This is a genomic window from Amycolatopsis endophytica, assembly GCF_013410405.1.
Lineage (GTDB): Bacteria > Actinomycetota > Actinomycetes > Mycobacteriales > Pseudonocardiaceae > Amycolatopsis_E > Amycolatopsis_E endophytica.
Genome location: NZ_JACCFK010000002.1, coordinates 866698 through 890170, shown reverse-complemented (window position 1 = coordinate 890170; position 23473 = coordinate 866698). Strand labels below are relative to the sequence as shown.

The following is a 23473-nucleotide window of genomic DNA, read 5'->3' as shown; positions in this document are numbered from 1 at the left end:
GCATCTCGTGTGGCGCCGCCCGGCGTCACCGCCCAGCCCCTAGGATCTCGGCGTGGCATCCGCAGAGACGATTCCGGTGAGTGACGCACTGCAGACCCTGCGGCGCGTTTTCGGGTACGACTCCTTCCGCGGTGAGCAGGAAGCGATCGTCGAGCACGTGATCGGCGGCGGCGACGCGGTCGTGCTGATGCCCACCGGCGGCGGGAAGTCGCTGTGCTATCAGGTTCCGTCGCTGGTGCGCGAGGGCACCGGCGTGGTGGTCTCGCCGCTGATCGCGTTGATGCAGGATCAGGTCGACGCGCTGCTCGCGGTCGGCGTGCGCGCGGGGTTCCTGAACTCCACCCAGGATTTCGAGCAGCGGCGCGAGGTCGAGGCCGCGTTCGTCGCCGGTGAGCTGGACCTGCTGTACCTGGCGCCGGAACGGTTGTCGATGGAGTCGACGCGGTCGCTGCTCGACCGGGGCAAGGTCGCGTTGTTCGCGATCGACGAGGCGCACTGCGTTTCCCAGTGGGGTCACGATTTCCGGCCGGATTACCTGGGGCTGTCGGAGCTGCACGAGCGCTGGCCGGACGTGCCGCGCATCGCGCTGACCGCCACCGCGACGAAGGCGACGCACGCGGAGATCGTGTCGCGCCTGAACCTGCGCGAGGCGGGCCAGTTCGTCGCGAGCTTCGACCGGCCCAACATCCAGTACCGCATCGCGCCGAAGGCCGAGCCGAAGAAGCAGCTGCTGGACCTGATCCGCACCGAGCATCCCGGCGACGCCGGCATTGTGTACTGCCTGTCCCGCAACTCGGTGGAGAAGACCGCCGAGTTCCTGGTGGCCAACGGGATCAGCGCGGTGCCCTACCACGCGGGACTCGACACCCGCACCCGCGCGCGCAACCAGTCACGGTTCCTGCGCGAGGAGGGGCTGGTCGTGGTCGCGACCATCGCGTTCGGCATGGGTATCGACAAGCCCGACGTGCGGTTCGTGGCGCACCTGGACCTGCCGAAGTCGGTCGAGGGCTACTACCAGGAAACGGGCCGCGCCGGCCGGGACGGGCTGCCCTCGACAGCGTGGCTGGCCTACGGGCTGCAGGACGTGGTGCAGCAGCGGCGGATGATCCAGACCTCCGAAGGCGACGACGCGCACCGCCGTCGCCTCTCGCAGCACCTGGACGCGATGCTGGCGCTGTGCGAGACGGTCGAGTGCCGCCGGGTGCAGCTGTTGAACTACTTCGGCCAGTCCGGGTCGCCGTGCGGGAACTGCGATACGTGCCTGACGCCGCCGGAGTCGTGGGACGGCACGATCGCCGCGCAGAAGTTGTTGTCGGCGGTGTACCGGTTGCAGCACGAGCGGGGTCAGAAGTTCGGTGCCGGGCAGGTCATCGACATCCTGCTGGGCAAGCAGACGCCGAAGGTGACGCAGAACCGCCACGATCAGCTGACCGTGTTCGGCGTCGGTACGGAGCTGTCGGGGACCGAGTGGCGGGGCGTGGTGCGACAGCTGCTGGCACAGGGTTTGCTCGCCGTCGAGGGCGATTACGGGACGTTGTTGCTGACCGAGGCCAGCGGTGAGGTGCTCGGGCGCAAGCGCGAGGTGCGGATGCGGCGCGAACCCAAGCGGGAGCGTGGTTCCCGTGCCGCCACGGCCGCCGCGAAGCGCAAGCAGGTGACCGAGATGCCGCCCGAGGCGCAGCCGGTGTTCGAGCGGTTGCGGGCCTGGCGGACCGAAGAGGCGAAGAACCAGGGCATGCCGGCCTACATCGTCTTCGCGGACGCGACGTTGAAGCAGATCGCCACGGAGCGACCGTCCACACTGGACCAGCTTGCCGGGGTCAACGGCGTCGGGGAAAGCAAGCTCGCGAAGTACGGTGAGAAGGTCCTGGCCGTGCTGGCGGAGGGAGAATAGTGGAAATCTGGGTCAACCCTCGCTGCTCGAAGTGCCGTTCGGCGCTCTCCGTGCTGGACGAGGCAGGTGTGTCCTACGAAGTCCGCCGCTACCTGGAGGACCCCCCGACGGTTGCCGAACTGGACGCCGTCCTGCGGCGCCTGGGCCTGGACCCGTGGGACATCGCCCGCCTGCAGGAACCCGAGGCCGGCGAGCTGGGCTTGAAGACCTGGCCCCGCGACGAGGCGAGCCGGCACCGCTGGCTGAGCGCACTCGCGGAGACCCCGAAGCTCATCCAGCGCCCCATCATCACCGCAGACGACGGCACGACGGTCGTGGGCCGCACCGAGGACGCGGTCCGCAGCGTGCTGCCGTAGCGGCGCGCCAGCGCCGTGCCTCAGGGCGAGCGCCAGCGAGCCTGCTTGAAACTCGGAGCTGGGTGGTCATCCCGGAGTCAGCCCGTTCGGCGAGGACTACCTCTTGATCTTTGGACCCGGGCTCACGCAGACGAGGTGACCGCTGAGCACGTCGCCGTCCAGTAGTGGGGCTCCGCCTCAAAAATCCGCGCCAATGTCCAACCGAGCGGTTTCCGGGCGAACATCTCATAACAGCGCCCAGCGATATCGATCTGTGAATATGCCGGGCAGCCGGGTCGCTGATCAGGCCGGGCCGGAGACGCGCCGAGGAAATGTTCAGTCCAGTTCATCTGGCCGGCGTTCACCCCCGAGATATTGCATCGTGACCGTAGTCACGCAATAGGACGCCGAGCATCAGCACCTTCCTATTCGCCGACGGCCCGGCTATCAGCCGGAAGTTCCCCGTCGAGGCGTTCGGCCTGACCGAGGAAGCCGCACGGCACGTCAACGTGCTGCACTCGCTGGTCATGGTCTACCTCGACGACGTCGATTCCGTCTTCGAAAAGGCCAAGGCCGCGGACGCGAAGGTCGAATACGAACCGATGGACATGCCGTACGGGCGGCGCGAGTTCGGTGTCCGCGACATCGACGGAAACCTGTGGTGCTTCGCCAAGAAACTTGCCACCGACTAGTAGGTTCCGACCGCCCGCGCCCCTCCTTGCGGATTGTTTTCGGTCGCCGAGCAGGCGCGTCAAAGTGGGAAAGAGTACCTTGCCCCGGCTGGTCGGCGACCGAAACGGGCTTGGGATGAGGGGCGGGGGAGGTCCGGGGCGGTCGCTTTCGGCTTGCGTTGCCGGGCAGCGGTTTCCAGGCGGCGCGTCCTCGACACCGGTCCAGCGGGGGAAAAGCCAGCGACGACACTGTCGCCGGCCGAGGTCACCCAGCGCTGGACGTCGCGGGCTCGTGCCCGTGTCCGCGCCGCCGCTGAAAGCCCCGGGCCAACGGCTCCACGACACGGGCGGCGATCGGGCCGAGGATGGCCATCAGCAGCACGTACGCGGTGGCCAGTGCGGCGAGCTCGTCGACGACCGCACCGGCCGACACCGCCAAGCCCGCGATGACGATGGAGAACTCGCCTCGCGCCACCAGTGCCGCGCCGGCCCGGGCGCGGCCCAGTTTGCCGACGGACTGCCGTCGGGCTGCCCACCAGCCGGTGGCGATCTTCGTCAGCGTGGTCAGCACGGCGAGCAGCACGGCCCAGCCGAGCACCGGCGGGATGGCCGCCGGGTTGGTGTTCAACCCGAACACCACGAAGAACACGGCGGCGAACAGGTCCCGCAACGGCTCCAGCAGGCGCGTGGCGTTGTGCGCGGTCGAACCGGAGATCGCGATGCCGAGCAGGAACGCGCCGACCGCGGCCGACACCTGCATCGCCGAGGCGAGCCCGGCCACCAGCAGCGCGGCGCCGAGCACCTTGAGCAGGAACACCTCACGATCGTCGGAATCGACGATCGCCGACACGTACCGGCCGTAGCGCAGCGCGATCACCAGCACGACGGTGATCACCAGCAGCGAGATGCCCACCGCTTCGAGCCCGCCGAGGAAGCTGACCCCGCCCAGCAGCGCGGTGAGGATCGGCAGGTAGAGGGCCATCGCCAGGTCCTCGAAGACCAGGATCGACAGGATGACCGGCGTCTCCCGGTTACCGAGCCTGCCCAGGTCGCCGAGCACCTTCGCGATGATCCCGGAGGAGGAGATGTAGGTGACGCCGCCCATCACGATCGCGCCGATCATGCCCCACCCCAGCAACAGGGCGACGGCCACGCCGGGCGCGGCGTTGAGCACGATGTCCAGCAGACCGGCCGACCAGGACCGTTTCAGCCCGGTGAACAGTTCGGCGGCCGAGTACTCCAGGCCCAGCAGCAACAGCAGCAGCACGACGCCGATTTCGCTGGCCAGATGGGTGAAGCTGCCGATGTCGCCGAGCGGGATGAGCCCGCCCTGCCCGAAGGCCAGGCCGCCGAGCAGGTAGAGCGGGATGGGGGACAGGCCGATCTTGCCCGCCAGGCGCCCGAGGACGCCCAGACCGAAGAAAACGGCACCGAGTTCGATCAGGGACAGTGCAGTGTGGTCCAAGGGCTCAGCCGTTCTTGAGGATCTTGAGGGCGCCCTCCAGGCCTTCCGACGTGCCGACCGCGACCAGCACGTCACCGGCGGTGAACGTGAAGTCCGGGGTGGGGGACGGGTGCACCTGGCCGGCGCGCATGACCGCGACCACGGACACGCCGGTCCGGGTACGCATCGCGGTGTCGCCGAGGGTGCGGCCGTCGAACGGGGAGTTCGACTTGATGGGCAGTTGCTTGGTGTTGATGCCGGGAACCTCGCGATGCTCCTCGGTGAGCTGCGCGACCAGCTGGGGTGCGCCGAGGAGGTTGGCGAGAGCGCCGGCTTCGTCGGCGGTCAGGGGCAGGGACGCCAGGCACGCGTCGGGATCGTCGGACTTCGACACGATCAGCTCGATCTGGCCGTCCCGGTGGGTGACCACACCGATGCGGCGGCCGTTGCGGGTCGCGAAGTCCTTCCGCACGCCGATGCCCGGAAGGGGCGTTACTTCCACGTTCACGATCGCCACGGTACCGGTGCGCCCGCGCGCGCGAGTGCCAGGCACAATGGAACACCGCAGGTACGACCCGACGAGACGGCGAGGAGAGCACTGGTGGCGGGAGCCCTACGCGGCGTGGTCGCACTGGACGGACCGTCGGGAACCGGGAAGACGACGGTGGCGCGCAAGCTCGCCGGCCTGCTCTCGGCCGGCTACCTCGACACCGGTGCGATGTACCGGGTGGTGACGCTGGCCGTGCTGCGCGCGGGCGCCGACCCGCAGGACGCCGAGGCCGTCGCCGCGCTGGCCCGCGCGGCGGAGTTCACGCTCGGCACCGACCCGTCCGCGCCGAGCGTGCGCCTGGCCGGTGAGGACGTCGCGGCCGAGATCCGCGGCGCCGAGGTCAACCACGCGGTGTCGCCGGTGTCGGCGGTGCCGCAGGTGCGGGAACTGCTGGTCGCCCGGCAGCGCGAGATCATCGCCGCGGTACTGGCCGAGGTCGGCGGCATCGTCGTCGAGGGACGCGACATCGGCACGGTCGTGGTGCCCGGTTCGCCGCTGAAGGTCTACCTGACCGCCGATCCGGCGGTACGGGCCGCGCGCCGCAGCGCGCAGGACACCGCGGCCGGGCGCCAGAGCAGCGAGGCGGAGGCGCTGGCCTCGGTCGGCCGCCGCGACCGCCTCGACTCCACGCGCGCCACCTCGCCGCTCAAGCCCGCCGACGACGCGGTGCACCTGGACACCAGCGAACTGTCCGTCGACCAGGTGCTGACCGCCCTGTCCGAGCTGGCCGGCCAGCGCGGTCTGCTGGGCACGTGCGCGCAGGTCACGCGGTGAGCGCTGCCGGTCTCCCCGACGGCGCGTCGCCCCGCCTGCACGACGCCGGCCGGATCATCGGGAAGTATCTGTTCCGGCCCGCGTTCCGACTGCGGATCCGCGGCGTCGAGCGCGTGCCGAAGAGTGGCCCGGTGCTGGTGGTGGCCAACCACAGCTCGATGGTGGAACCGCAGATCATCTTCGGAATGTTGCCGCGGCGTCCGGTGTTCCTCGTCAAGGAGGAGATGTTCACGGGGGCCGTGGGGTGGTTCCTCCGGCGCATCGGCCAGGTGCCGGTGCGCCGGGGCGAACCCGACCGGGCACCCCTGCTGACCTTGGCGAACGTACTCAAGGGCGGTGGACTGGTCGCGGTGTTCCCGGAGGGGACGCGCGGCGCGGGCGACGTGGACAACGCCGAGCGTGGCGCGGCGTGGCTGGTCCGGGCCTCGGGCGCGGTGGTCGTGCCGGTCGCGGCGCGCGGGACACGGCGCCCCGAGGGCAGCGGCAGGCGGTTCCGGCCCCGGGTCGACATCCTGGTGGGTGAACCGTTCACGCTCGACGTCGGCCGCGGCCGTACCGGGCTGGACACCGCGACCGAACGGCTGCGGGACGCGCTCGCCGGCCTGGTCCGCACCCTCGACGAATGGCGTGCAGCGCAGGGCGAGCCCGTGCGCGTGAAGGAAGCGGAGCTATGACGGAGATTGACGGGACCTGGGCGGACGAGGCGGAGTTCACCGCGCTCGACAACCAGGCCGACGACGGTGCCGGCGAGGAGGAAGCCGAGCTGAGCCAGCCCGTGCTGGCCGTCGTCGGGCGCCCGAACGTGGGCAAATCCACCCTGGTCAACCGGATCCTCGGCCGCCGCGAGGCGGTCGTGCAGGACACCCCGGGCGTGACCAGGGACAGGGTGGCCTACGACGCGCAGTGGGCCGGGCGCCGGTTCACGCTGGTCGACACGGGTGGCTGGGAGCCGAGCGCCACCGGTCTGCAGGCGTCGGTGGCGGCGCAGGCCGAGCTGGCGATGAAGACCGCCGACGCGGTGCTCGTCGTGGTGGACGCCTCGGTGGGCGCGACCGCGACCGACGAGGCCGTGGCGAAGGTGCTGCGCCGGTCGAAGCGGCCGGTGCTGCTGGCGGCGAACAAGGTCGACGACGAGCGGCTGATGTCCGACGTCGCGTCGCTGTGGTCGCTGGGCCTCGGCGAGCCGTACCCGGTGAGCGCCCTGCACGGACGGAGCTCGGGCGACTTGCTCGACGCGATCGTCAACGCGCTGCCGGAGGCCCCGCGCGAGGGTGCGGTCGTGGCAGGGCCGCGCCGGGTGGCGCTGGTCGGCAAGCCGAACGTCGGCAAGTCCAGCCTGCTCAACAAGCTCACCGGCGAGCAGCGGTCGGTGGTGGACTCGGTGGCGGGCACCACGGTGGACCCGGTCGACTCGCTGGTCGAGCTGGACGGCCAGGTGTGGCGGTTCGTCGACACCGCGGGCCTGCGCAAGCGGGTGCATACCGCCAGCGGCGCCGAGTACTACGCGTCGCTGCGCACGAAGGCGGCGATCGACTCCTCCGAGGTCGTCATCGTCCTGCTGGACGCCAGCGAACCGCTGTCCGAACAGGACCTGCGGGTGCTGACGTCGGTGGTGGAGTCGGGCCGGGCGTGTGTGCTGGCGCTGAACAAGTGGGACCTCGTCGATGAGGACCGCCGCTACCAGCTGGAGAAGGAGCTGGACCGCGGCCTGGTGCGCGTGACGTGGGCCGAGCGGGTCAACATCTCGGCGCTCACCGGGCGTGCGGTGCGCAAGCTGGCACCGTCGCTGCGGACCGCACTGTCCTCGTGGGACCAGCGGGTGCCGACGGGGCAGCTCAACTCGTGGCTGTCCGAGCTGATCGCGGCCACCCCACCGCCGGTGCGTGGCGGGAAGCAGCCGAAGGTGTTGTTCGCCACGCAGGCCGGGATCCGGCCGCCGACGCTCGTGCTGTTCACCACCGGCTTCCTGGAGGCGGGGTACCGGCGGTTCATCGAGCGGAAGTTCCGTGAGCGCTTCGGTTTCGAGGGCAGCCCGGTGCGGATCAACGTGCGGGTGCGGGAAAAGAAGCCGAAACCCGGCAAGAAGTCCCAGTGACACCGGGATTGTGACGGCGGCGACACCCGGCCGAGACCGACCGGACACCTGCCGTTCACCTCGGGTAGAGTGATCGTCCCGCGCGGGCGCCTCCCACCTCGAGAGTTCCGGCCCGAACGCTGGCGGAAGGTGAAGTCGATGGGTGCGCCCGTTCTCGATCCGATGCTGCCCGGGGTTCTGGTCCCCGAGCAGGCCCTGTTTCCCGGCGGGGCCGCCGCGCCGGTGCGGACGCTGCTCGACGTGCTGGCCGAAACCGCGGCACGGCACCCCAACGCGCCCGCCCTCGACGACGGCGACCAGGTCCTGAGTTACCGGCGGCTGTCCGAACAGGTGCAGGCGCTGGGACGGCGACTGGCCGCCGAGGGCGTCGGCCGCGGCGACCGCGTCGGCGTCCGGATCTCCTCCGGCACCGTGGACCTCTACGTCGCGATCCTCGGTGTGCTGGCCGCGGGCGCGGCTTACGTGCCGGTCGACGCGGACGACCCGGACGAGCGCGCCGAGCTGGTGTTCGGCGAGGCCGGGGTGTGCGCGGTGCTGATGGACGACGGGCTGACGATGCTCGCCGAACCCGGCCGCCGCACGGGGATCCCCGCCCCGGGCGACGACGCGTGGATCATTTTCACCTCCGGTTCCACCGGCAAGCCGAAAGGCGTGGCGGTTTCGCACGCTTCCGCGGCGGCGTTCGTGGACGCCGAGGCCGGGCTGTTCCTCACCGACGAGCCGATCGGCCCCGGCGATCGCGTGCTGGCGGGGCTGTCGGTCGCCTTCGACGCCTCGTGCGAGGAGATGTGGCTGGCGTGGCGGCACGGCGCGTGCCTGGTGCCCGCGCCGCGCACGCTCGTGCGCACCGGCGTGGACCTGGGGCCGTGGCTGGTCGCGCAGCGCATCACGATCGTGTCCACCGTGCCGACGCTGGCCGCGCTGTGGCCCGCGGAGGCGCTGGAGGACGTGCGGCTGCTCATCTTCGGCGGCGAGGCGTGCCCGCCGGAGCTGGCCGAGCGGGTCGCGGTCGAGGGACGCGAGGTGTGGAACACCTATGGCCCGACCGAGGCCACCGTGGTCGCCTGCGCGGCGCCGCTGACCGGCGAGGGCCCGGTACGGATCGGGCTTCCGTTGCGGGGCTGGGATCTCGCGGTGGTCGACGAGCACGGTGAGCCGGTCGCGATGGGCGGCTCCGGTGAGCTGGTGATCGGGGGCGCCGGCCTGGCCCGCTACCTCGACGCGGCCAAGGACACCGAGAAGTTCGCGCCGCTGCCCGCGCTCGGCTGGGCGCGCGCCTACCGCAGCGGTGACCTGGTGCGGGCCGAGGCGGAGGGCCTGATCTTCCTGGGCCGCGCCGACGAGCAGGTCAAACTGGGCGGACGCCGCATCGAGCTGGGCGAGGTCGACGCCGCGCTGCAGGCGCTGCCGGACGTGGCCGGGGCCGCCGCGGCGATCCGCACCACCAAGGCGGGCAACCAGGTCCTGGTCGGGTACGTGGTGCCGCAAGGTGAACTGGACACCGACGCGGCCTCGGCGCTGCTGCGGGACAAGCTGCCCGCCGCGCTGGTGCCGCTGCTCGCCGTGGTCGACGATCTGCCGACGCGCACCTCGGGCAAGGTCGACCGCGCCGCGCTGCCCTGGCCACTGGCCACTGTGGACAGTGCGGCCCCACTGACGCCCACCGAATCCTGGCTCGCCGAGGGCTGGGCCGAGATCCTCGGGGTCCCGGTGACCGACCCCGGGGCCGACTTCTTCACCCACGGTGGCGGCAGCCTGACCGCCGCGCAGCTGGTGGCCCGCATCCGCACCCGGCACCCGCAGGTGTCGGTCGCCGACCTCTACCGCCACCCGGAGCTGGGCGCGCTCGCCGCGTTGCTGGACGGTCTCGACGGCGAGACCGCGAAGCGGCGGGACGTCCGCCCGGTGCCGCGGCGCGCGGGTGCAATCCAGGCCGTGCTGGGCGTGCCCGCACTCGCGCTGACCGGTCTGCGGTGGCTGACCGCGTTCGCGGCACTGTCCACTGTGCTCTCCCTCGCCGGTGCCGTGTGGGCCCCGTCGGTGCCGTGGTGGTCGCTGGTGGCGGCCTGGCTGGTGCTGTTCAGCCCGCCGGGGCGGATCGCTCTCGCCGCGTCCGGTGTCCGGCTGCTGCGGGGCCGGGTCCGTCCCGGCAGGTACCCGCGCGGCGGGCGGGTCCACTTGCGACTGTGGGCGGCGGAGAAGCTCGCCGAGGCCGCGGGTGCGGCGGGGATCTCCGGTGCGAGCTGGATGACGCTCTATGCCCGCGCGCTCGGCGCGAAGGTGGGCAAGGATGTCGACCTGCACACCCCGCCGCCGGTCACCGGTCTGCTCAAACTGGGCCGCGGGGCGGCGATCGAGCCCGAGGTGGACCTGACCGGGCACTGGGTGGACGGCGACGTCGTGCACGTCGGCAAGATCCGCGTCGGCGCCGGCGCACGGGTCGGCGCGCGCAGCGTGCTGATGCCGGGCGCGCGGATCGGCAAGGGTGCGGAGATCGTGGCCGGGTCGACCGTGGTGGGCGCGGTGCCCGCCGGGCAGCGCTGGGCCGGTTCGCCCGCCCGGCGCGACGGCAAGGGCGCGCTGCGCTGGCCCTCCAGCCGCCCACCGCGTTCGCGCTCGTGGGCCTTCGCCTACGGGGCCGCGTCGTTCGTGCTCGGCCTGTTTCCGCTGCTGGCGGCCGTGCCAGGGCTGCTCGTGCTGGGGTCCGCGGTCGCGGGTGCCACGACGGTCGGCGCCGCGCTGGGTGCCGCGCTGCTCGCGGTGCCGGTGGCGACGCTCGCCGCGTTCGGCACCTACGCGCTGCTGGTGCTCGTGTCGGTGCGGCTGCTGGGGCTGGGCCTGCACGAGGGCTATCACCCGGTGCACAGCCGGATCGCGTGGCAGGTGTGGGCGACCGAGCGGCTGATGGACCTGGCGCGTCAGGTGCTGTTCCCGCTCTACGCGAGCCTGTTCACGCCGGTGTGGCTGCGGTTGCTGGGCGCGCGGGTCGGCCGCGGCGCGGAGATCTCCACGGTGCTCGCGATCCCGCGGATGACGCAGGTCGACGACGGCGCGTTCCTGGCCGACGACACGATGGTCGCCACCTACGAACTGGGCCACGGCTGGCTGCACGTCGCGCCGACCCGCATCGGCAAGCAGGCGTTCCTCGGCAACTCCGGGATGGCGGCGGCCGGGCGCGCGGTGCCCAAACGCGGTCTGGTCGGGGTGCTGTCCTCGGCGCCGCGCAAGGCGAAGAAGGGCTCGTCCTACCTGGGCATGCCGCCGATGCCGCTGCGGCGGGCGGTGGAGACCGCGGACGCGAGCCGCACGTTCGCGCCTCCGGTGCGGCTCAAGGCCGCGCGGACCGCGGTCGAGCTGTGCCGGATCGTGCCGGTGATGTGCGCGGTGGCGCTCGCGGTGCTGGTGCTGGCCGCGCTGGCGGCGGTGTGGTCGGCGGCGGGACTCGTGGTGGCGGCGCTGGCCGCGCCGGTGGTGCTGGTGGCCGCCGGGCTGGTGGCCGGTGCACTGACGACCGCCGTGAAGTGGCTGCTGACCGGGCGGTTCCGGGCGGTGGACCATCCGCTGTGGAGTTCCTTCGTGTGGCGCACCGAGCTGGCCGACACCTTCGTCGAGACGCTCGCCGTGCCGTGGCTGGTGTCGCTGGCCACCGGGACCCCGCTGTTGTCTTGCTGGCTGCGGACGATGGGTGCGAAGATCGGCAAGGGCGTCTGGTTGGAGACTTACTGGCTGCCCGAGACCGACCTGGTGCGGCTGGGTGACGGCGCGACCGTGAACCGCGGCTGCGTCGTGCAGACGCACCTGTTCCACGACCGGATCATGCGCATGAGTGAGGTGACCGTGGCCGAGGGCGCGACCGTCGGGCCGCAGGGCATCGTCCTGCCCGGGGCGAGCATCGGTGCCCGCACCACCGTCGGCCCTGGTTCGCTGGTGACCCGTGGCGACGCCGTCCCGGCCGACAGCCGCTGGCTGGGCAACCCGATCGCGGCGTGGCGGGCGTGAGGCGCGCGGACTACACGCTCGGCCACGGCAGCACTTCCTACCGGGTCACGCACTACGACCTCGACCTGGACTACAAACTCGGCCCCAACCGGTTGACGGCCCGCGCGCGGCTGGACGCGGTCGCGGACGAGGAGCTGGGCCGGATCCCGCTCGACCTGGCCGGGTTCACGGTCAAGGGCGTGCGGGTGGACGGCCGGGCGGCGAAGTTCACGCACCGCGGCGAGCACCTGGTCGTGCGGCCGGTCCGTCCGGTGCGCGGGGCGTTCTCGGTGGAGGTGCGGTACTCGGGCAACCCGCGGCCGGTCGCGAGCCGGTGGGGCGAGATCGGCTGGGACGAGCTGACCGACGGCGCGCTGGTGGCGAGCCAGCCGACCGGCGCGCCGTCCTGGTTCCCGTGCAACGACCGTCCCGGCGACAAGGCCACCTACCGGATCTCGCTGACCACGGCGTCGGCCTACACGGTGCTGGTGACCGGCGATCTGGTCGCGCGGCGCGCCGGCGGCAGCGCGACGACGTGGGTGTTCGAGCGGCGTGAGCCGACGGCGTCGTACCTGATGAGTGTCCAGATCGGACGGTACGACGAGCTGGAACTCGCGCGTGGGCAACGGATCGCGGTACCCCGGCGGCTGCGGGACGCGGCGGCGCACGATTTCGGCCGTCAGCCGCGGATGATGGCGGCGCTGGGGGAGTGGTTCGGGCCGTACCCGTTCGGCGAGTACGTCGTGGTGGTCACCGACGACGCCTTGGACGACCCGATCGAGGCGCAGGGCATGGCCATTTTCGGCGCCAACCACGTCGACGGACGGCGCACCTTCGAGCGGCTCGTGGTGCACGAACTGGCGCACCAGTGGTTCGGCAACAGTCTCACGGTGGCGGACTGGCGGCACATCTGGCTCAACGAGGGCTTCGCGACCTACGCCGAGTGGCTGTGGTCGGAAATTTCCGGCGGCGCCCCGGCGGACGAGCACGCCCGCGTCTGGCGCTCCCGGGTGGGCACCGACGTGACGCTCGGCGACCCCAGCGTGGCGCACCTGTTCGACGAGCAGGTCTACAAACGCGGCGCGCTGACGCTGCACGCCCTGCGCGGCCGCGTCGGGGACGCGGTGTTCTTCCCGATGCTGCGGTCGTGGGCTCATCAGCACGCGCACGGCACGGTGACCACCGAGGACTTCATCGCGCACGCCGAACGCGCGGCGGGCGTCTCGCTCCGCGACGCCTTCGCCACCTGGCTCGGCTGACGCTTCCCCCCATGCCCCGTCGGGGATCCCGGTGCCGACTTGAGGATCGCGGCCCTTTTGTTACCGGAACGTGTCGGCACGGGCTTCCCTCACCTGTGTGATGGGACGTATGTTGTCGGCCACAACTTTCAAATGTTGTGGCTCACAACATTCCTGCCAAGGGGACGCAATGAAGCGGAGAAAGACCCTCGCGCTGGCCGCCGCGGGCACCGGGCTCGTCCTGGCGCTGACCGCGTGCGGTGCGAACAGTGCCAACAACGAGAGCGGTGGGGGCGGCGGGTCCGACAACGGCGGCCCGAAGGTCGGCGTGATCCTGCCGGAGACCGCGACCTCCGCCCGCTGGGCCGGGTTCGACCAGCCCATGCTCCAGGACGCGCTCACCAGCGCCGGGCTCAGCCCGATCATCGAGAACGCCCAGGGCGACAACCAGCGGTTCACGCAGCAGGCCGACAGCATGCTCAGCCAGGGCGTCAAGGTGCTGATCATCGCCGCGCCCAGCGGTGACGTCGGCGCCACCGTCGAGCAGAAGGCCAAGCAGCAGGGCGTGCCGGTCATCAACTACGACCGGCTCAACCTCGGCGGCAGCGCCGACTACTACGTCAGCTTCGACAACGTGCAGGTCGGCCGCCTGCAGGGCCAGGCCATGGCCGACGCGTTGAAGGACAAGCCGGGCGCCCAGGTCATCGAGATCGAGGGCTCGCCGACGGACAACAACGCGACCCTGTTCTACCAGGGCCAGCAGGAGATCGTCGGCCCCCTTTACAACTCGGGCGCGTTGAAGAAGGTCGCCAGCCAGCGCATCGACAAGTGGGACAACGCGGTCGGCGGCTCGACCTTCGAGCAGTTCCTGTCCGCCAACGGCGGCAAGGTCGACGGCGTCCTCGCGGCCAACGACGGCATGGCGGGCGCCGTGATCACCGTCCTGCAGAAGAACGGCCTCGCCGGCAGCGTCCCGGTCACCGGCCAGGACGCCAGCGCCGCCGGCCTCAAGTCGATCCTCCAGGGCCAGCAGTACTCGACGGTGTTCAAGCCGATCAAGGAAGAGGCCGAGGCCACCGCGCAGCTGGCCGCCGCGCTCGTCAAGGGCGACACCGCGGCCGCCGACGCGATCGCCAAGCAGACCTCCACCGACCCGACCGGCAACCGCCAGGTGAAGTCGGTGCTGCTCGAACCGCAGTCCATCACCAAGGACAACGTCAAGGTCCCGGTCGAGCAGGGCTACGTCAAGGCCAGTGAGATCTGCGGTGGCGACACCGCCGCCGTCTGCCAGCAGCTGGGCATCTCCTGACGACACGGATCGCCGTGGGGGCGTGCGGACCGGCGATCCCGGTCCGCACGCCCCCGGCGGCGTGTCGCTCCACCGATAGCGGAGGTTCTTCCATGAACGAGCCCGTCCTCGCGCTGCGAGGCGTCAACAAGAGCTTCGGGCCGGTGCACGTCCTGCACGACGTGGACTTCGAGGTGCGCGCGGGGGAGGTGACCGCGCTCGTCGGCGACAACGGCGCCGGGAAGTCGACGCTGGTCAAGTGCATCGCGGGCATCCACCCGTACGACAGCGGCGAAGTCCTCTTCGAGGGCAACCCGGTGCACATCCACAACCCGCGCGACGCGGCCGCGCTCGGCATCGAGGTCGTCTACCAGGACCTCGCCCTGTGCGACAACCTCGACATCGTCCAGAACATGTTCCTCGGCCGTGAGCGCAGCAAAACCGGCCTGCTGGACGAGGCGTCGATGGAGATGGCCGCGCGCAAGACGCTGGCGTCCCTGTCGGTGCGCACGGTCAAATCGGTCCGCACGCCGGTGGCGTCCCTGTCCGGCGGGCAGCGGCAGACCGTGGCCATCGCCAAGGCCGTGCTGTGGAACAGCAAGGTCGTGCTGCTGGACGAGCCGACCGCCGCACTCGGCGTGGCGCAGACCCGCCAGGTCCTCGACCTGGTGCGGCGCCTGGCCGAACAGGGCCTCGGCGTCGTCCTGATCAGCCACAACATGAACGATGTGTTCGAGGTGGCCGACCGGATCGCGACCCTCTACCTCGGACGGCTGGCCGCCGACGTCGCCACCAAGGACGTCACCAACAGCCAGGTCGTCGAACTGATCACCGCGGGCCGGTCCGGTGACCTCGGCCTGGCCCGCCCCGAGACCGCGGCCGTGTGAGCGGAGAAGTGACGATGACTGAAACCCCCACGAAGCCCGACTCGGGCCAGCCCCCGGCCGCGATCTCCGACTTCGGGATCGACACCACGTCGCGGTCCACCCGCGAGGCGATCGGCGACTACTTCGGACGCCTCAAGGGCGGCGAACTCGGCGCGCTGCCCGCCCTGCTCGGCCTGCTGGTGCTGGTGCTGGTGTTCGCCGGGCTGTCCGACATCTTCCTGTCCCTGAACAACATCGCGAACCTGTTCGCGCAGGGCGCCGGCCAGACCATCATCGCGATGGGCATCGTGCCGGTGCTGCTGCTCGGCGAGATCGATCTGTCCGCCGGTACCGCCTCCGGGCTCGCGGCGTCGGTGATGGCGCTGCACTTCACCAACGACGGCAACCTGCTCGGCAACTTCGGGTCCACCGTGTTCTACGGGTTCATCGTCGGCTCGATCGTCGCGGCCGCGCTGTGCGTGTGGCTGCGGGTCTGGATCGGCGCGGTGCTCTCACTCGTGGTGCCGGTGTTCATGCTGCTCGGCTTCGCCGCGAACCCGTGGATCGAAATCGTGCTGGCGATCTGCGTCGGCGTCGTCATCGGCGCGCTGACCGGCACGATCGTGTCCAAGATCGGGATTCCGTCGTTCGTGGTGACGCTGGCGCTGTTCATCGGCTGGTACGGCCTGCTGCTGCAGCTGGTCGGCGAGGGCGGCACGATCTCCATCCGGCAGAGCGAGGTGCTCTACGAGGTCGCCAACGGCAACCTGTCGATCCTCGGCGGCTGGATCCTGTTCGTGCTCGCCGCGGGCGGGTACGCCGCGGTCGTCCTGACCCGCCACTTCGGACGGTTGCGGCGCGGGCTGGTCGCCTCGCCGACGACGATCGTGGTCCTCAAGGCCGGTGCGGTGCTGGTGCTCGGCGCGGTGGCGACCTACCTGCTCAACACCAACCGGTCGCCCAACCCGGACGTGACCACGATCGCCGGTGTGCCCTACGTCGTCCCGATCGTGCTGGTGCTGCTGGTGGTCGGCACGTTCGTACTGGACCGCACCCGCTACGGACGGCACATCTACGCCGTCGGCGGCAACAAGGAGGCCGCGCGGCGCGCCGGTATCAAGGTCGACAAGATCCGGATGAGCGTGTTCGTGATCTGCTCGGCGGTGGCCGCGATCGGTGGCATCGTCTACAGCTCCAAGGTCGGCGCGGTGGACGGCAACTCCGGTGGCGGCAACACGCTGCTGTTCGCCGTCGGCGCGGCGGTGATCGGTGGCACGTCGCTGTTCGGTGGCCGCGGGCGGCTGCGGGACGCGGTGATCGGTGGTCTCGTGCTGGCGACCGTCCAGAACGGCCTCGGCCTGCTCGGATTCCAGGCGGCTACGGTTAACATCATCACCTGCCTGGTCCTCCTGGTGGCGGCCGCCGTCGACGCGCTTTCCCGCAAGCGTGCCGCGGTGGCGCGCTGAGGCGCGGGTGAGGACAGCCGACCACCGGCCAGCAGGGAAGCGCAGGTGACGACCACATCCACCGCGGGCACGCGCCCGGACGACGTGCGCCGGCACAACAGGGCCGCCCTGTTGCGCCGGCTGCACGTCCACGGACCGTCCACACGGGCCACGCTGGCCACCGACCTCGGGCTCAACCGCAGCACGATCAAGGCGCTGGTGGACGGTCTGGCCGAGGACGGGCTCGTCGAGGAGCGGGTGCCCGCGCAGCGCAGCGGGGCGGGCCGCCCGTCGCTGCTGGTGCTGCCGCAGCCGCAGGCCGCGGTGGTGCTCGCGATCGACATCCGGGTGGAACGGGCCGGGATGGCCCTGGTCGGCATCGGCGGGGAGATCCTCGGGCGGGGCGGGTGGAACATCCGCTCCACCACCAACGACCCGCGGGAGGTGTTCACCAAGATCGTCGACACGGCCGGGCCGCTGATCGACGAGCTGGGCGTGCAGCCGGTGGCGGCGGGTGTGTCGGTGCCCGGTGTGGTGCGGCACGCCGACGGGTTCGTGCACGAGGCACCGAACCTGCACTGGACCGACATCCCGCTCGGCGCGTGGCTGTCCCGCGCGTTGCAGCTGCCGGTGCACATGGGCAACGACGCCGAGCTGGGCGCGGTCGCCGAACACCTGCGGGGCACCGCGCGCGGGTACGACGACCTCGTCTACATCAGCGCCGAGGTCGGTGTCGGCGGTGGCGTGATCTCCAACGGCGTGTCGTTGCGCGGCGCGGGCGGCCACCACGTGGGCGAGGTCGGGCACATGGTCGTGCGCCCGCAGGGGCGGCAGTGCTATTGCGGGGCGCACGGCTGTTGGGAGACCGAGGTGGGGGAGCGGGCGCTGTCCCGCGCGCTGGGCCTGGACGAGGACAGCCCGGTCGGCGCCATCGTGCACGAACTGCGCCTGCTCGCGGCCGACGGCGAGATCCCGGACAAGCTCACCGAGTTCGGCGACTGGCTCGCGCTCGGGCTGACCAACGTGGTCAACCTGCTGTGCCCGCAGCTCGTCGTGCTGGGCGACCTGTTCACCGCCCTGCCGCCGGCGGTGGTCGAGCACCTGGAGGCGGTGGTGCGCGAGCGGAGCCTGATGAGCCGCGCCCTGACCGGCACCCGCGTGGCGACCTCGGCACTCGGCACGGACGCGAAACTGCTGGGCGCCGCGGAACTCGCCTTCGAAACGGTGCTCGCCGACTGGTGAGCCGCGGTCGTCGGTCGGCAACGGCAGCTGCTCCGCCCCGCACGGGCCCGCCGCCCGGCAACGGAAGCCGACAGCGACCGGCCCAGACCTCCCCCGCCCCTCATCCCCAGCCCGCTTCGGTCGCCGATCAGACGGGTCAAGGTACTCTTTCCCGCCTTGACGCGTCTGCTCGGCGACTGGAACCCTCCGCAAGGAGGGGCGGGGGCGGTCTGTAGTGACCGACTACTCGACGGCGACGTGCCCAGCGGTCACCTCGCCTGCCGGAAGCCCGGTTCAAAGATCAAGGGATAGTCCTCGCCGGACGGGCTGGCTCCGGGATGACGGGGAGGGCGCTCGGCTCACCTTGGCAGGGTGGTCGCTGTGTGGTCATCCCGTCGCCTTCCGGTTTGTGCCTATCACCTTGAGCCAGGGCCGCAAGGTTGCGTACTCGGCCGCCGGACAGAGCCAGGGTTGCGGCCCTGGCTCAAGGTGATCGTCCGGTGTCAGGCGACGGGATGACCACCCAGCTTCTGTTGTTCAGGGCACGGCGCTGGCGCGCGCTGATGTCAGGCGAACACGCCCGCTCCGGGGATGGCCTCCAGCAACTGCTGCGTGTAGGTCTCCTCGGGCGCTTCGAGCACCTTCGTGACCGGGCCCTGTTCCACGACCCGTCCGGCGCGCATCACCACCACGTCGTGTGCGATGGCCTTCACCACGGCCAGATCGTGCGAGATGAACAGGTAGCTCAGGCCCAGCTCGTCCTGCAGGCCGCGCAGCAGGGTCAGGATCTGGTCCTGCACCAGGACATCCAGCGCCGACACCGCCTCGTCGCACACCACCAGCCGCGGGCCGAGTGCCAGTGCGCGGGCGATCGCGACCCGCTGGCGCTGTCCGCCGGACAGCTCGTTCGGGTAGCGGTGCGCGGCCGAGGCGGGCAGGGCGACCTGGTCCAGCAGTTCGAGGGCCTTCGAGCGGCGGCTGGTCTTGTCGCCGACGCGGAAGATCCGCAACGGCTCGGTGATCAGGCGCTCCACCGTGAACAGCGGGTCGAGCGAGGCGTAGGGGTCCTGGAACACCGGCTGCATCGCCCGGCGCGCCGCCTTGAGCCGGGCGCCGCGCAGGCCCAGCACGTCCTCGCCGTCGAGGCGGATCGTGCCGCCGGACACCGGGACCAGCCCGAGCACCATGCGTGCCGTGGTCGTCTTGCCGGACCCGGACTCGCCGACGATCGCGGTGGTGCGGCCCCGCTCCACGGTGAACGACACGTCGTCCACCGCCTTGAACACGCCACCGCCGCCGCGGATGCGGAACTCCTTCGAGACCCCGGAAACCTCCAGCACCGGCGGCGCCGGTTCGGCCGTGGGCAGCGGTTCCTTGAGCGACGGCGCGGCCGCGATCAGCCGCCGCGTGTACTCGTGTTCCGGCGCCGTCAGCACCTGGTGCGCGGGCCCGGACTCGACGACCCGGCCCTGCGACATCACCACCACACGGTCCGCCCGGTCGGCGGCCAGCCCGAGGTCGTGGGTCACCAGCAGCATCGCCGTGCCCAGCTCGCGCGTCAGCCCGTCCAGGTGGTCGAGGATCTGCCGCTGCACGGTGACGTCCAACGCGGACGTCGGCTCGTCGGCGATCAGCAGGTCCGGGCGGCAGGCCAGGCCGATCGCGATCAGCACCCGCTGCCGCATGCCGCCGGAGAACTCGTGCGGGTACTGCCGCGCGCGCCGCGCCGGGTCGGGCAGCCCGGCTTCGCCGAGGATCTCCACCGCTCGCGCCATCGCCTCCCGGCGGTTCGCCAGCCCGTGCGTCACCAGCGTTTCCGCGACCTGGCGCCCGACCCGCGCCACCGGGTTCAGGTTCGTCATCGGATCCTGCGGCACCAGGCCGATCTCGCGGCCGCGCAGCCGTCGCATCCGTTTTTCCCCGGCGTGGGTGACGTCCTCGCCGCGCACCACGATCCGCCCGCCGGTGATCCGCCCGGCGCCGGGCAGCAGGCCGAGCACGGCGTGCGCGGTCGTGGACTTGCCCGATCCCGACTCGCCGACCACGGCGACCCGCTCACCGGGCATGATCGTCAGGTCCGCCCCGTGGACCACCTCGGTGTCGCCGAAGGACACTCGCAGGTCCTCGACCCGCAGCAACGGTTCCGTCATCGAGAACTCCTCGGGTCGAGTGCGTCGCGCAGCGCGTCGCCGAACAGGTTGAACCCCAGGCAGATCAGGGCCAGCGCGATGCCGGGGAACACTCCCGGCCATACGGTGCGGAACAGGTACTGCTGCGCGTCGGAGAGCATGATGCCCAGGCTCGGCTCGGGTGGCTGGATGCCCAGGCCGAGGAACGACAGGATCGCCTCGCCGAGCACCGCCGCCGGCATGATCACCGTGGCCTGCACGATGATCGCCGACGCCGCGTTGGGCAGCACGTGCTGACCGAGGATCCGCCACGGCCCGGCGTGCATGGTGTGCGCGGCGAGCACGAAGTCGCTGTCCTTCATCCGCAGCGTCTCAGCCCGGACCACGCGGATCATCGCCGGGATGTTGGTGATGCCCAGCGCGATCGCCGCGTTGCCGAGCCCGCCGCCGTTGATCGCGGCCAGCCCGACCGCGAGCAGCAGGAACGGGAACGCGAGCATCAGGTCGGTCAGCCGGGACACGATCGCGTCCAGCCACCGCCAGTACCCGGACAGCAGTCCCAGCGGGACACCGACGACGACCGCCAGCAGCACTGACAGCAACCCGACCTCCAGCGAGGTGCGGGTGCCGTACAGCACGCGGGAGAGCACGTCGCGGCCCAGGTCGTCGGTGCCGAGTGCGAACCCGACGGTGGCGGGCTGCTGGAACGGCGTCGTGAAGTGCACTTCGGACGGTGCGTAGGGCGCCAGCCACGGCGCGAAGATCCCGGCGACGAGCACGATCAGCAGCAGCACGCCGCCGGTCACGCCCATCGGGTTGTGCAGCAGGTTCTTCCACACCCGCCCGCGGACCCGGCCCGGCGCGACCGGGGCTTCGGTGATCGCGGTCATGCGGCCCTCCCGGAGACGCGGACCCGCGGGTCGATGACCGTGTAGAGGACGTCGACCAGCAGGTTGATGACGATGTAGGCGAAGGTGATCACCAGCACGACGGCCTGGATCACCGGGTAGTCGCGGCTGAACACCGAGTCCAGCGTGAGCTTGCCGATGCCCGGCAGGCTGAAGATCCGCTCGGTGACCACGGCGCCGGCGATCAGCCCGCCGAGCTGCAGCCCGACGATCGTGGTGACCACGATCAGGCTGTTGCGCAGTCCGTAGCGGAAGATCACCGATCCGCGCCCGAGACCCTTCGCGCGGGCGGTGCGCACGAAGTCGGCGGTCAGCGTGCCGACCATCGACGCGCGGGTCTGCCGCTGCACCACGGCCGCGTGGGACAGACCGAGGATCACCGCGGGCAATGTCAGGTAGTACAGGCCGCGCAGCGGATCCTTCAGCGGGGACACATACCCCGAGGCCGGGAACCATCCCAGTTGGACGGACAGGTAGACCACGGCGAGGATGCCGAGCCAGAACGTCGGCACCGACAGGGCGAACAGCGAGAACCCGTTGGCCGTCCACTCCGGCCACCGCCCGCGGAACACCGCCGCGACCACGCCGAGCAGCAGCCCGGCCAGCACCGCGATCAGCATCGCGTACACCGCGAGCTGCACGGTGACCGGCAGGGTCGTGCCGATCATCTCCGACACCGGGGTGCCGGTGCGGGTCGAGCGGCCGAAGTCGCCGGTGAGCGCGTGGCCGAGGAACTTGAGGTACTGCAGCGGCAGCGGATCGTCCAGGCCCAGCTGGGCGCGCACCGCGGCCAGCGTCTCCGGATCGGCCTCCTCGCCCGCCATCGCCAGCGCCGGATCGCCGGGCAGCGTGCGCACCCCGGCGAACACCACGATCGAGGCGAGCACCAGCGTCACCGCGGACTGCCACAGCCGGTGGAACAGGTAGCGCAGCATGGTTTCAGTCCTCCTGGTCCGCGCGGAACGCGGCCCTGCCGAGCCGGACCACGCCGTCGGAGTAGACCTCCACACCGGCGATCCGTGCCGAATGGACGGTCAGATTGCGCAGCCGGTAGGTGTAGACGATCGGGTTCTCCCGCTGGATCACCCGGGTGGCCTGCCCGTAGAGGTCCGCCCGCTCGGCGGTGCCGGTGGTCCGGGCGGCACGGTCCAGCAGCCCGTCCAGTTCGGCGGAGGTGAATCCGCCGTAGTTGCCGCCGGAGCCGGTGGACAGGAACCGGGCGGTGTTGCCGTCCGGGTCGATGCGGCCGGACCAGCCCAGCTGCAGCAGCTCGAAGTCGCCGCGTTTCTGCACGTCGAGCAGCGTCGAGTACTCCACCGGCACGATCTTGAGGTCGAACCCGCCCTCGGCGACGCTGGCCTGCAGGGCCTGGGCGTAGCGCAGGTAGTCCTGGCTGTTGGAGACCTGCAGGGTCACGGTGTACGGCGTGGGTACCCCGGCTTCGGCGAGCAGCCGCCGCGAGCGTGCCGGATCGTAGGCCGGGCAGGCGTCACTCGCCGGTGTGGCGTACGGGGTCTGCGGTGCGATGGGGGAGCAGGCCACGTCGAACCAGTTGTTGAAGACGGTGTCGACCAGCGTCTGACGGTCCACACTGGACGCGAACGCCTCCCGCACTCGTGGGTCGCGGGCGATCGGGGTGTCGATCGGTTTCGCCGGGGTTCCGGCGCCGTCGACGTTGCCGGTGTTGATCGTGACGCCCTGGTATCCCAGCGACGGCGACTGCAGCACCTTCAGGTCCGGGTCCTTCGCCAGCGCGTCGACGTCCTGCGGCGAGATGGTGTCGGCCACTTCGATGTCGCCGGAGCGCAGGTTGGCCGCGCGGATGTTGGCGTCCGGCATGATCCGGTACAGGATGCGGTCGAGGTGGACCTGCGCCGCGTCGTAGTACAGCGGATCGCGTTCGACCTCGATCGAGGTCTGCGGTACGCGCTTGACGAACTTGAACGGCCCCACGCACACCGGGTGGTCGCCGAAGTTCGTGCCCTGCTCGGCCACTGCCGTCGGGGACAGGATCATCCCGGCGCGGTCGGCGAGCGCGGCGGTGATCGGCGCGAACGGCTGCTCGAAGGTCAGCACGACGTGCTCGGCGTCCGGCGCCTCGACGCTGTCCACCGGGCCCATTTCGCTGGTGCGCTGGGAACCCTTGAGCGTGAGGTGGCGTTGCAGGCTGGTGCGGACGGCCGCGGCGTCGAACGGAGTGCCGTCGGCGAAGGTGATCCCGGTGCGCACGGGAATGGTCACCACGCGGCCGTCCGGCGAGGTGGTCGGCAGTGCGGTGGCCAGCTGTGGCACGACCTGCCCGTGCGCGTCGAGATCGTAGAGCTTCTCGCAGATCGAGCTCATCACGTAGCGGGTGTAGAGCGAGCTGGACGTGGTCGGGTCGAGCCGGTCCGGCTCGGACGACAGCCCCATCACCAGCTCGCCCCCGGCCTGGACGGCCTGGGCGCCGACCGGCGTCCCGTAGTCGTCGGTGTGCTCGGCGGTACTCGCCACGTGCTGCACCGGCACGCACGCGGACAACGCCACGGTGACCGCCGCGACGGAGGCGAGAACGCGCCACCGTGAATTGTTGTGGGCCATGGGGAAACTCCAGCGCGTCGAATGTGTGCGCAGCTTACGGTAGTTTCCCGGAGTTTG

Annotated in this window: 18 protein-coding genes; 12 read left to right on the top strand and 6 right to left on the bottom strand. The window is 71.2% G+C overall.

What is annotated here, in order from left to right:
• Positions 1-52: 52 nt before the first annotated feature.
• From recQ to HNR02_RS29765, 3 genes are all read left to right on the top strand, one after another.
• Positions 53-1894 carry a DNA helicase RecQ gene (recQ, locus tag HNR02_RS29775; RefSeq protein WP_179776973.1) on the top strand — a complete coding sequence of 614 codons (1842 nt, stop codon included), beginning with the start codon at positions 53-55 and terminating at the stop codon, positions 1892-1894.
• Positions 1894-2250 carry an ArsC/Spx/MgsR family protein gene (locus HNR02_RS29770; RefSeq protein WP_179776972.1) on the top strand — a complete coding sequence of 119 codons (357 nt, stop codon included), beginning with the start codon at positions 1894-1896 and terminating at the stop codon, positions 2248-2250. Before recQ ends, HNR02_RS29770 begins: the two co-directional genes overlap by 1 nt.
• 488 nt (positions 2251-2738) lie before the next feature.
• The gene (locus HNR02_RS29765) at positions 2739-2921 is read left to right on the top strand and encodes a VOC family protein (RefSeq protein ID WP_218914320.1); all 183 of its coding nucleotides are present in this window, start codon (positions 2739-2741) and stop codon (positions 2919-2921) included.
• 244 nt (positions 2922-3165) lie between these two features.
• On the opposite strand, the gene HNR02_RS29760 is transcribed toward HNR02_RS29765, so the two are convergent.
• Together HNR02_RS29760 and HNR02_RS29755 are read right to left on the bottom strand one after the other, a co-directional pair.
• Positions 3166-4365 carry a cation:proton antiporter gene (locus HNR02_RS29760; RefSeq protein ID WP_179776971.1) on the bottom strand — a complete coding sequence of 400 codons (1200 nt, stop codon included), beginning with the start codon at positions 4363-4365 and terminating at the stop codon, positions 3166-3168.
• A 4-nt stretch (positions 4366-4369) separates the two neighbouring features.
• On the bottom strand, positions 4370-4852 hold the full coding sequence (locus HNR02_RS29755) for a cation:proton antiporter regulatory subunit (RefSeq protein WP_179776970.1): 483 nt from the start codon (positions 4850-4852) through the stop codon (positions 4370-4372).
• A 114-nt stretch (positions 4853-4966) separates the two neighbouring features.
• Between HNR02_RS29755 and cmk the strand changes: the two genes are divergently transcribed.
• The 9 genes from cmk to HNR02_RS29710 all read left to right on the top strand — a co-directional run bounded on the left by cmk (position 4967) and on the right by HNR02_RS29710 (position 17820).
• Entirely contained in the window at positions 4967-5668 is a 702-nt protein-coding gene (gene cmk, locus HNR02_RS29750) for a (d)CMP kinase (protein WP_179777920.1), read from the top strand.
• Positions 5665-6342 (top strand): lysophospholipid acyltransferase family protein, encoded by a 678-nt coding sequence (locus tag HNR02_RS29745; protein ID WP_179776969.1) that lies wholly within the window; start codon positions 5665-5667, stop codon positions 6340-6342. The genes cmk and HNR02_RS29745 overlap by 4 nt, the downstream gene beginning before the upstream one ends.
• Positions 6339-7763 (top strand): ribosome biogenesis GTPase Der, encoded by a 1425-nt coding sequence (der, locus tag HNR02_RS29740; protein ID WP_179776968.1) that lies wholly within the window; start codon positions 6339-6341, stop codon positions 7761-7763. Before HNR02_RS29745 ends, der begins: the two co-directional genes overlap by 4 nt.
• 138 nt (positions 7764-7901) lie before the next feature.
• The gene (locus HNR02_RS29735; RefSeq protein ID WP_179776967.1) at positions 7902-11762 is read left to right on the top strand and encodes a Pls/PosA family non-ribosomal peptide synthetase; all 3861 of its coding nucleotides are present in this window, start codon (positions 7902-7904) and stop codon (positions 11760-11762) included.
• Positions 11750-13000, top strand: a complete 1251-nt coding sequence (locus tag HNR02_RS29730) for a M1 family metallopeptidase (RefSeq protein WP_179776966.1) — start codon at positions 11750-11752, stop codon at positions 12998-13000. Before HNR02_RS29735 ends, HNR02_RS29730 begins: the two co-directional genes overlap by 13 nt.
• Positions 13001-13169: 169 nt before the next feature.
• Complete coding sequence (locus HNR02_RS29725; RefSeq protein ID WP_179776965.1) at positions 13170-14288, top strand: sugar ABC transporter substrate-binding protein; 1119 nt, start codon at positions 13170-13172, stop codon at positions 14286-14288.
• A gap of 92 nt (positions 14289-14380) precedes the next feature.
• Positions 14381-15154, top strand: a complete 774-nt coding sequence (locus tag HNR02_RS29720; RefSeq protein WP_179776964.1) for an ATP-binding cassette domain-containing protein — start codon at positions 14381-14383, stop codon at positions 15152-15154.
• Between the two features lie 14 nt (positions 15155-15168).
• Positions 15169-16599: a sugar ABC transporter permease gene (locus HNR02_RS29715; protein ID WP_179776963.1), complete on the top strand. Its 1431-nt coding sequence runs from the start codon at positions 15169-15171 to the stop codon at positions 16597-16599.
• Positions 16600-16644: 45 nt separating this feature from the next.
• The gene (locus HNR02_RS29710; RefSeq protein WP_179776962.1) at positions 16645-17820 is read left to right on the top strand and encodes an ROK family transcriptional regulator; all 1176 of its coding nucleotides are present in this window, start codon (positions 16645-16647) and stop codon (positions 17818-17820) included.
• Between the two features lie 545 nt (positions 17821-18365).
• Here the strand turns inward: HNR02_RS29710 and HNR02_RS29705 are convergent.
• Genes HNR02_RS29705 through HNR02_RS29690 form a run of 4 tightly spaced genes read right to left on the bottom strand, consistent with a single transcriptional unit; the run spans position 18366 to position 23416 of the window.
• Entirely contained in the window at positions 18366-19949 is a 1584-nt protein-coding gene (locus HNR02_RS29705; RefSeq protein ID WP_179776961.1) for an ABC transporter ATP-binding protein, read from the bottom strand.
• The gene (locus HNR02_RS29700; RefSeq protein WP_179776960.1) at positions 19946-20818 is read right to left on the bottom strand and encodes an ABC transporter permease; all 873 of its coding nucleotides are present in this window, start codon (positions 20816-20818) and stop codon (positions 19946-19948) included. The genes HNR02_RS29705 and HNR02_RS29700 overlap by 4 nt, the downstream gene beginning before the upstream one ends.
• Entirely contained in the window at positions 20815-21771 is a 957-nt protein-coding gene (locus tag HNR02_RS29695) for an ABC transporter permease (RefSeq protein ID WP_179776959.1), read from the bottom strand. The genes HNR02_RS29700 and HNR02_RS29695 overlap by 4 nt, the downstream gene beginning before the upstream one ends.
• Before the next feature lie 4 nt (positions 21772-21775).
• Entirely contained in the window at positions 21776-23416 is a 1641-nt protein-coding gene (locus tag HNR02_RS29690) for an ABC transporter substrate-binding protein (protein WP_179776958.1), read from the bottom strand.
• Between the last annotated feature and the right edge of the window lie 57 nt (positions 23417-23473).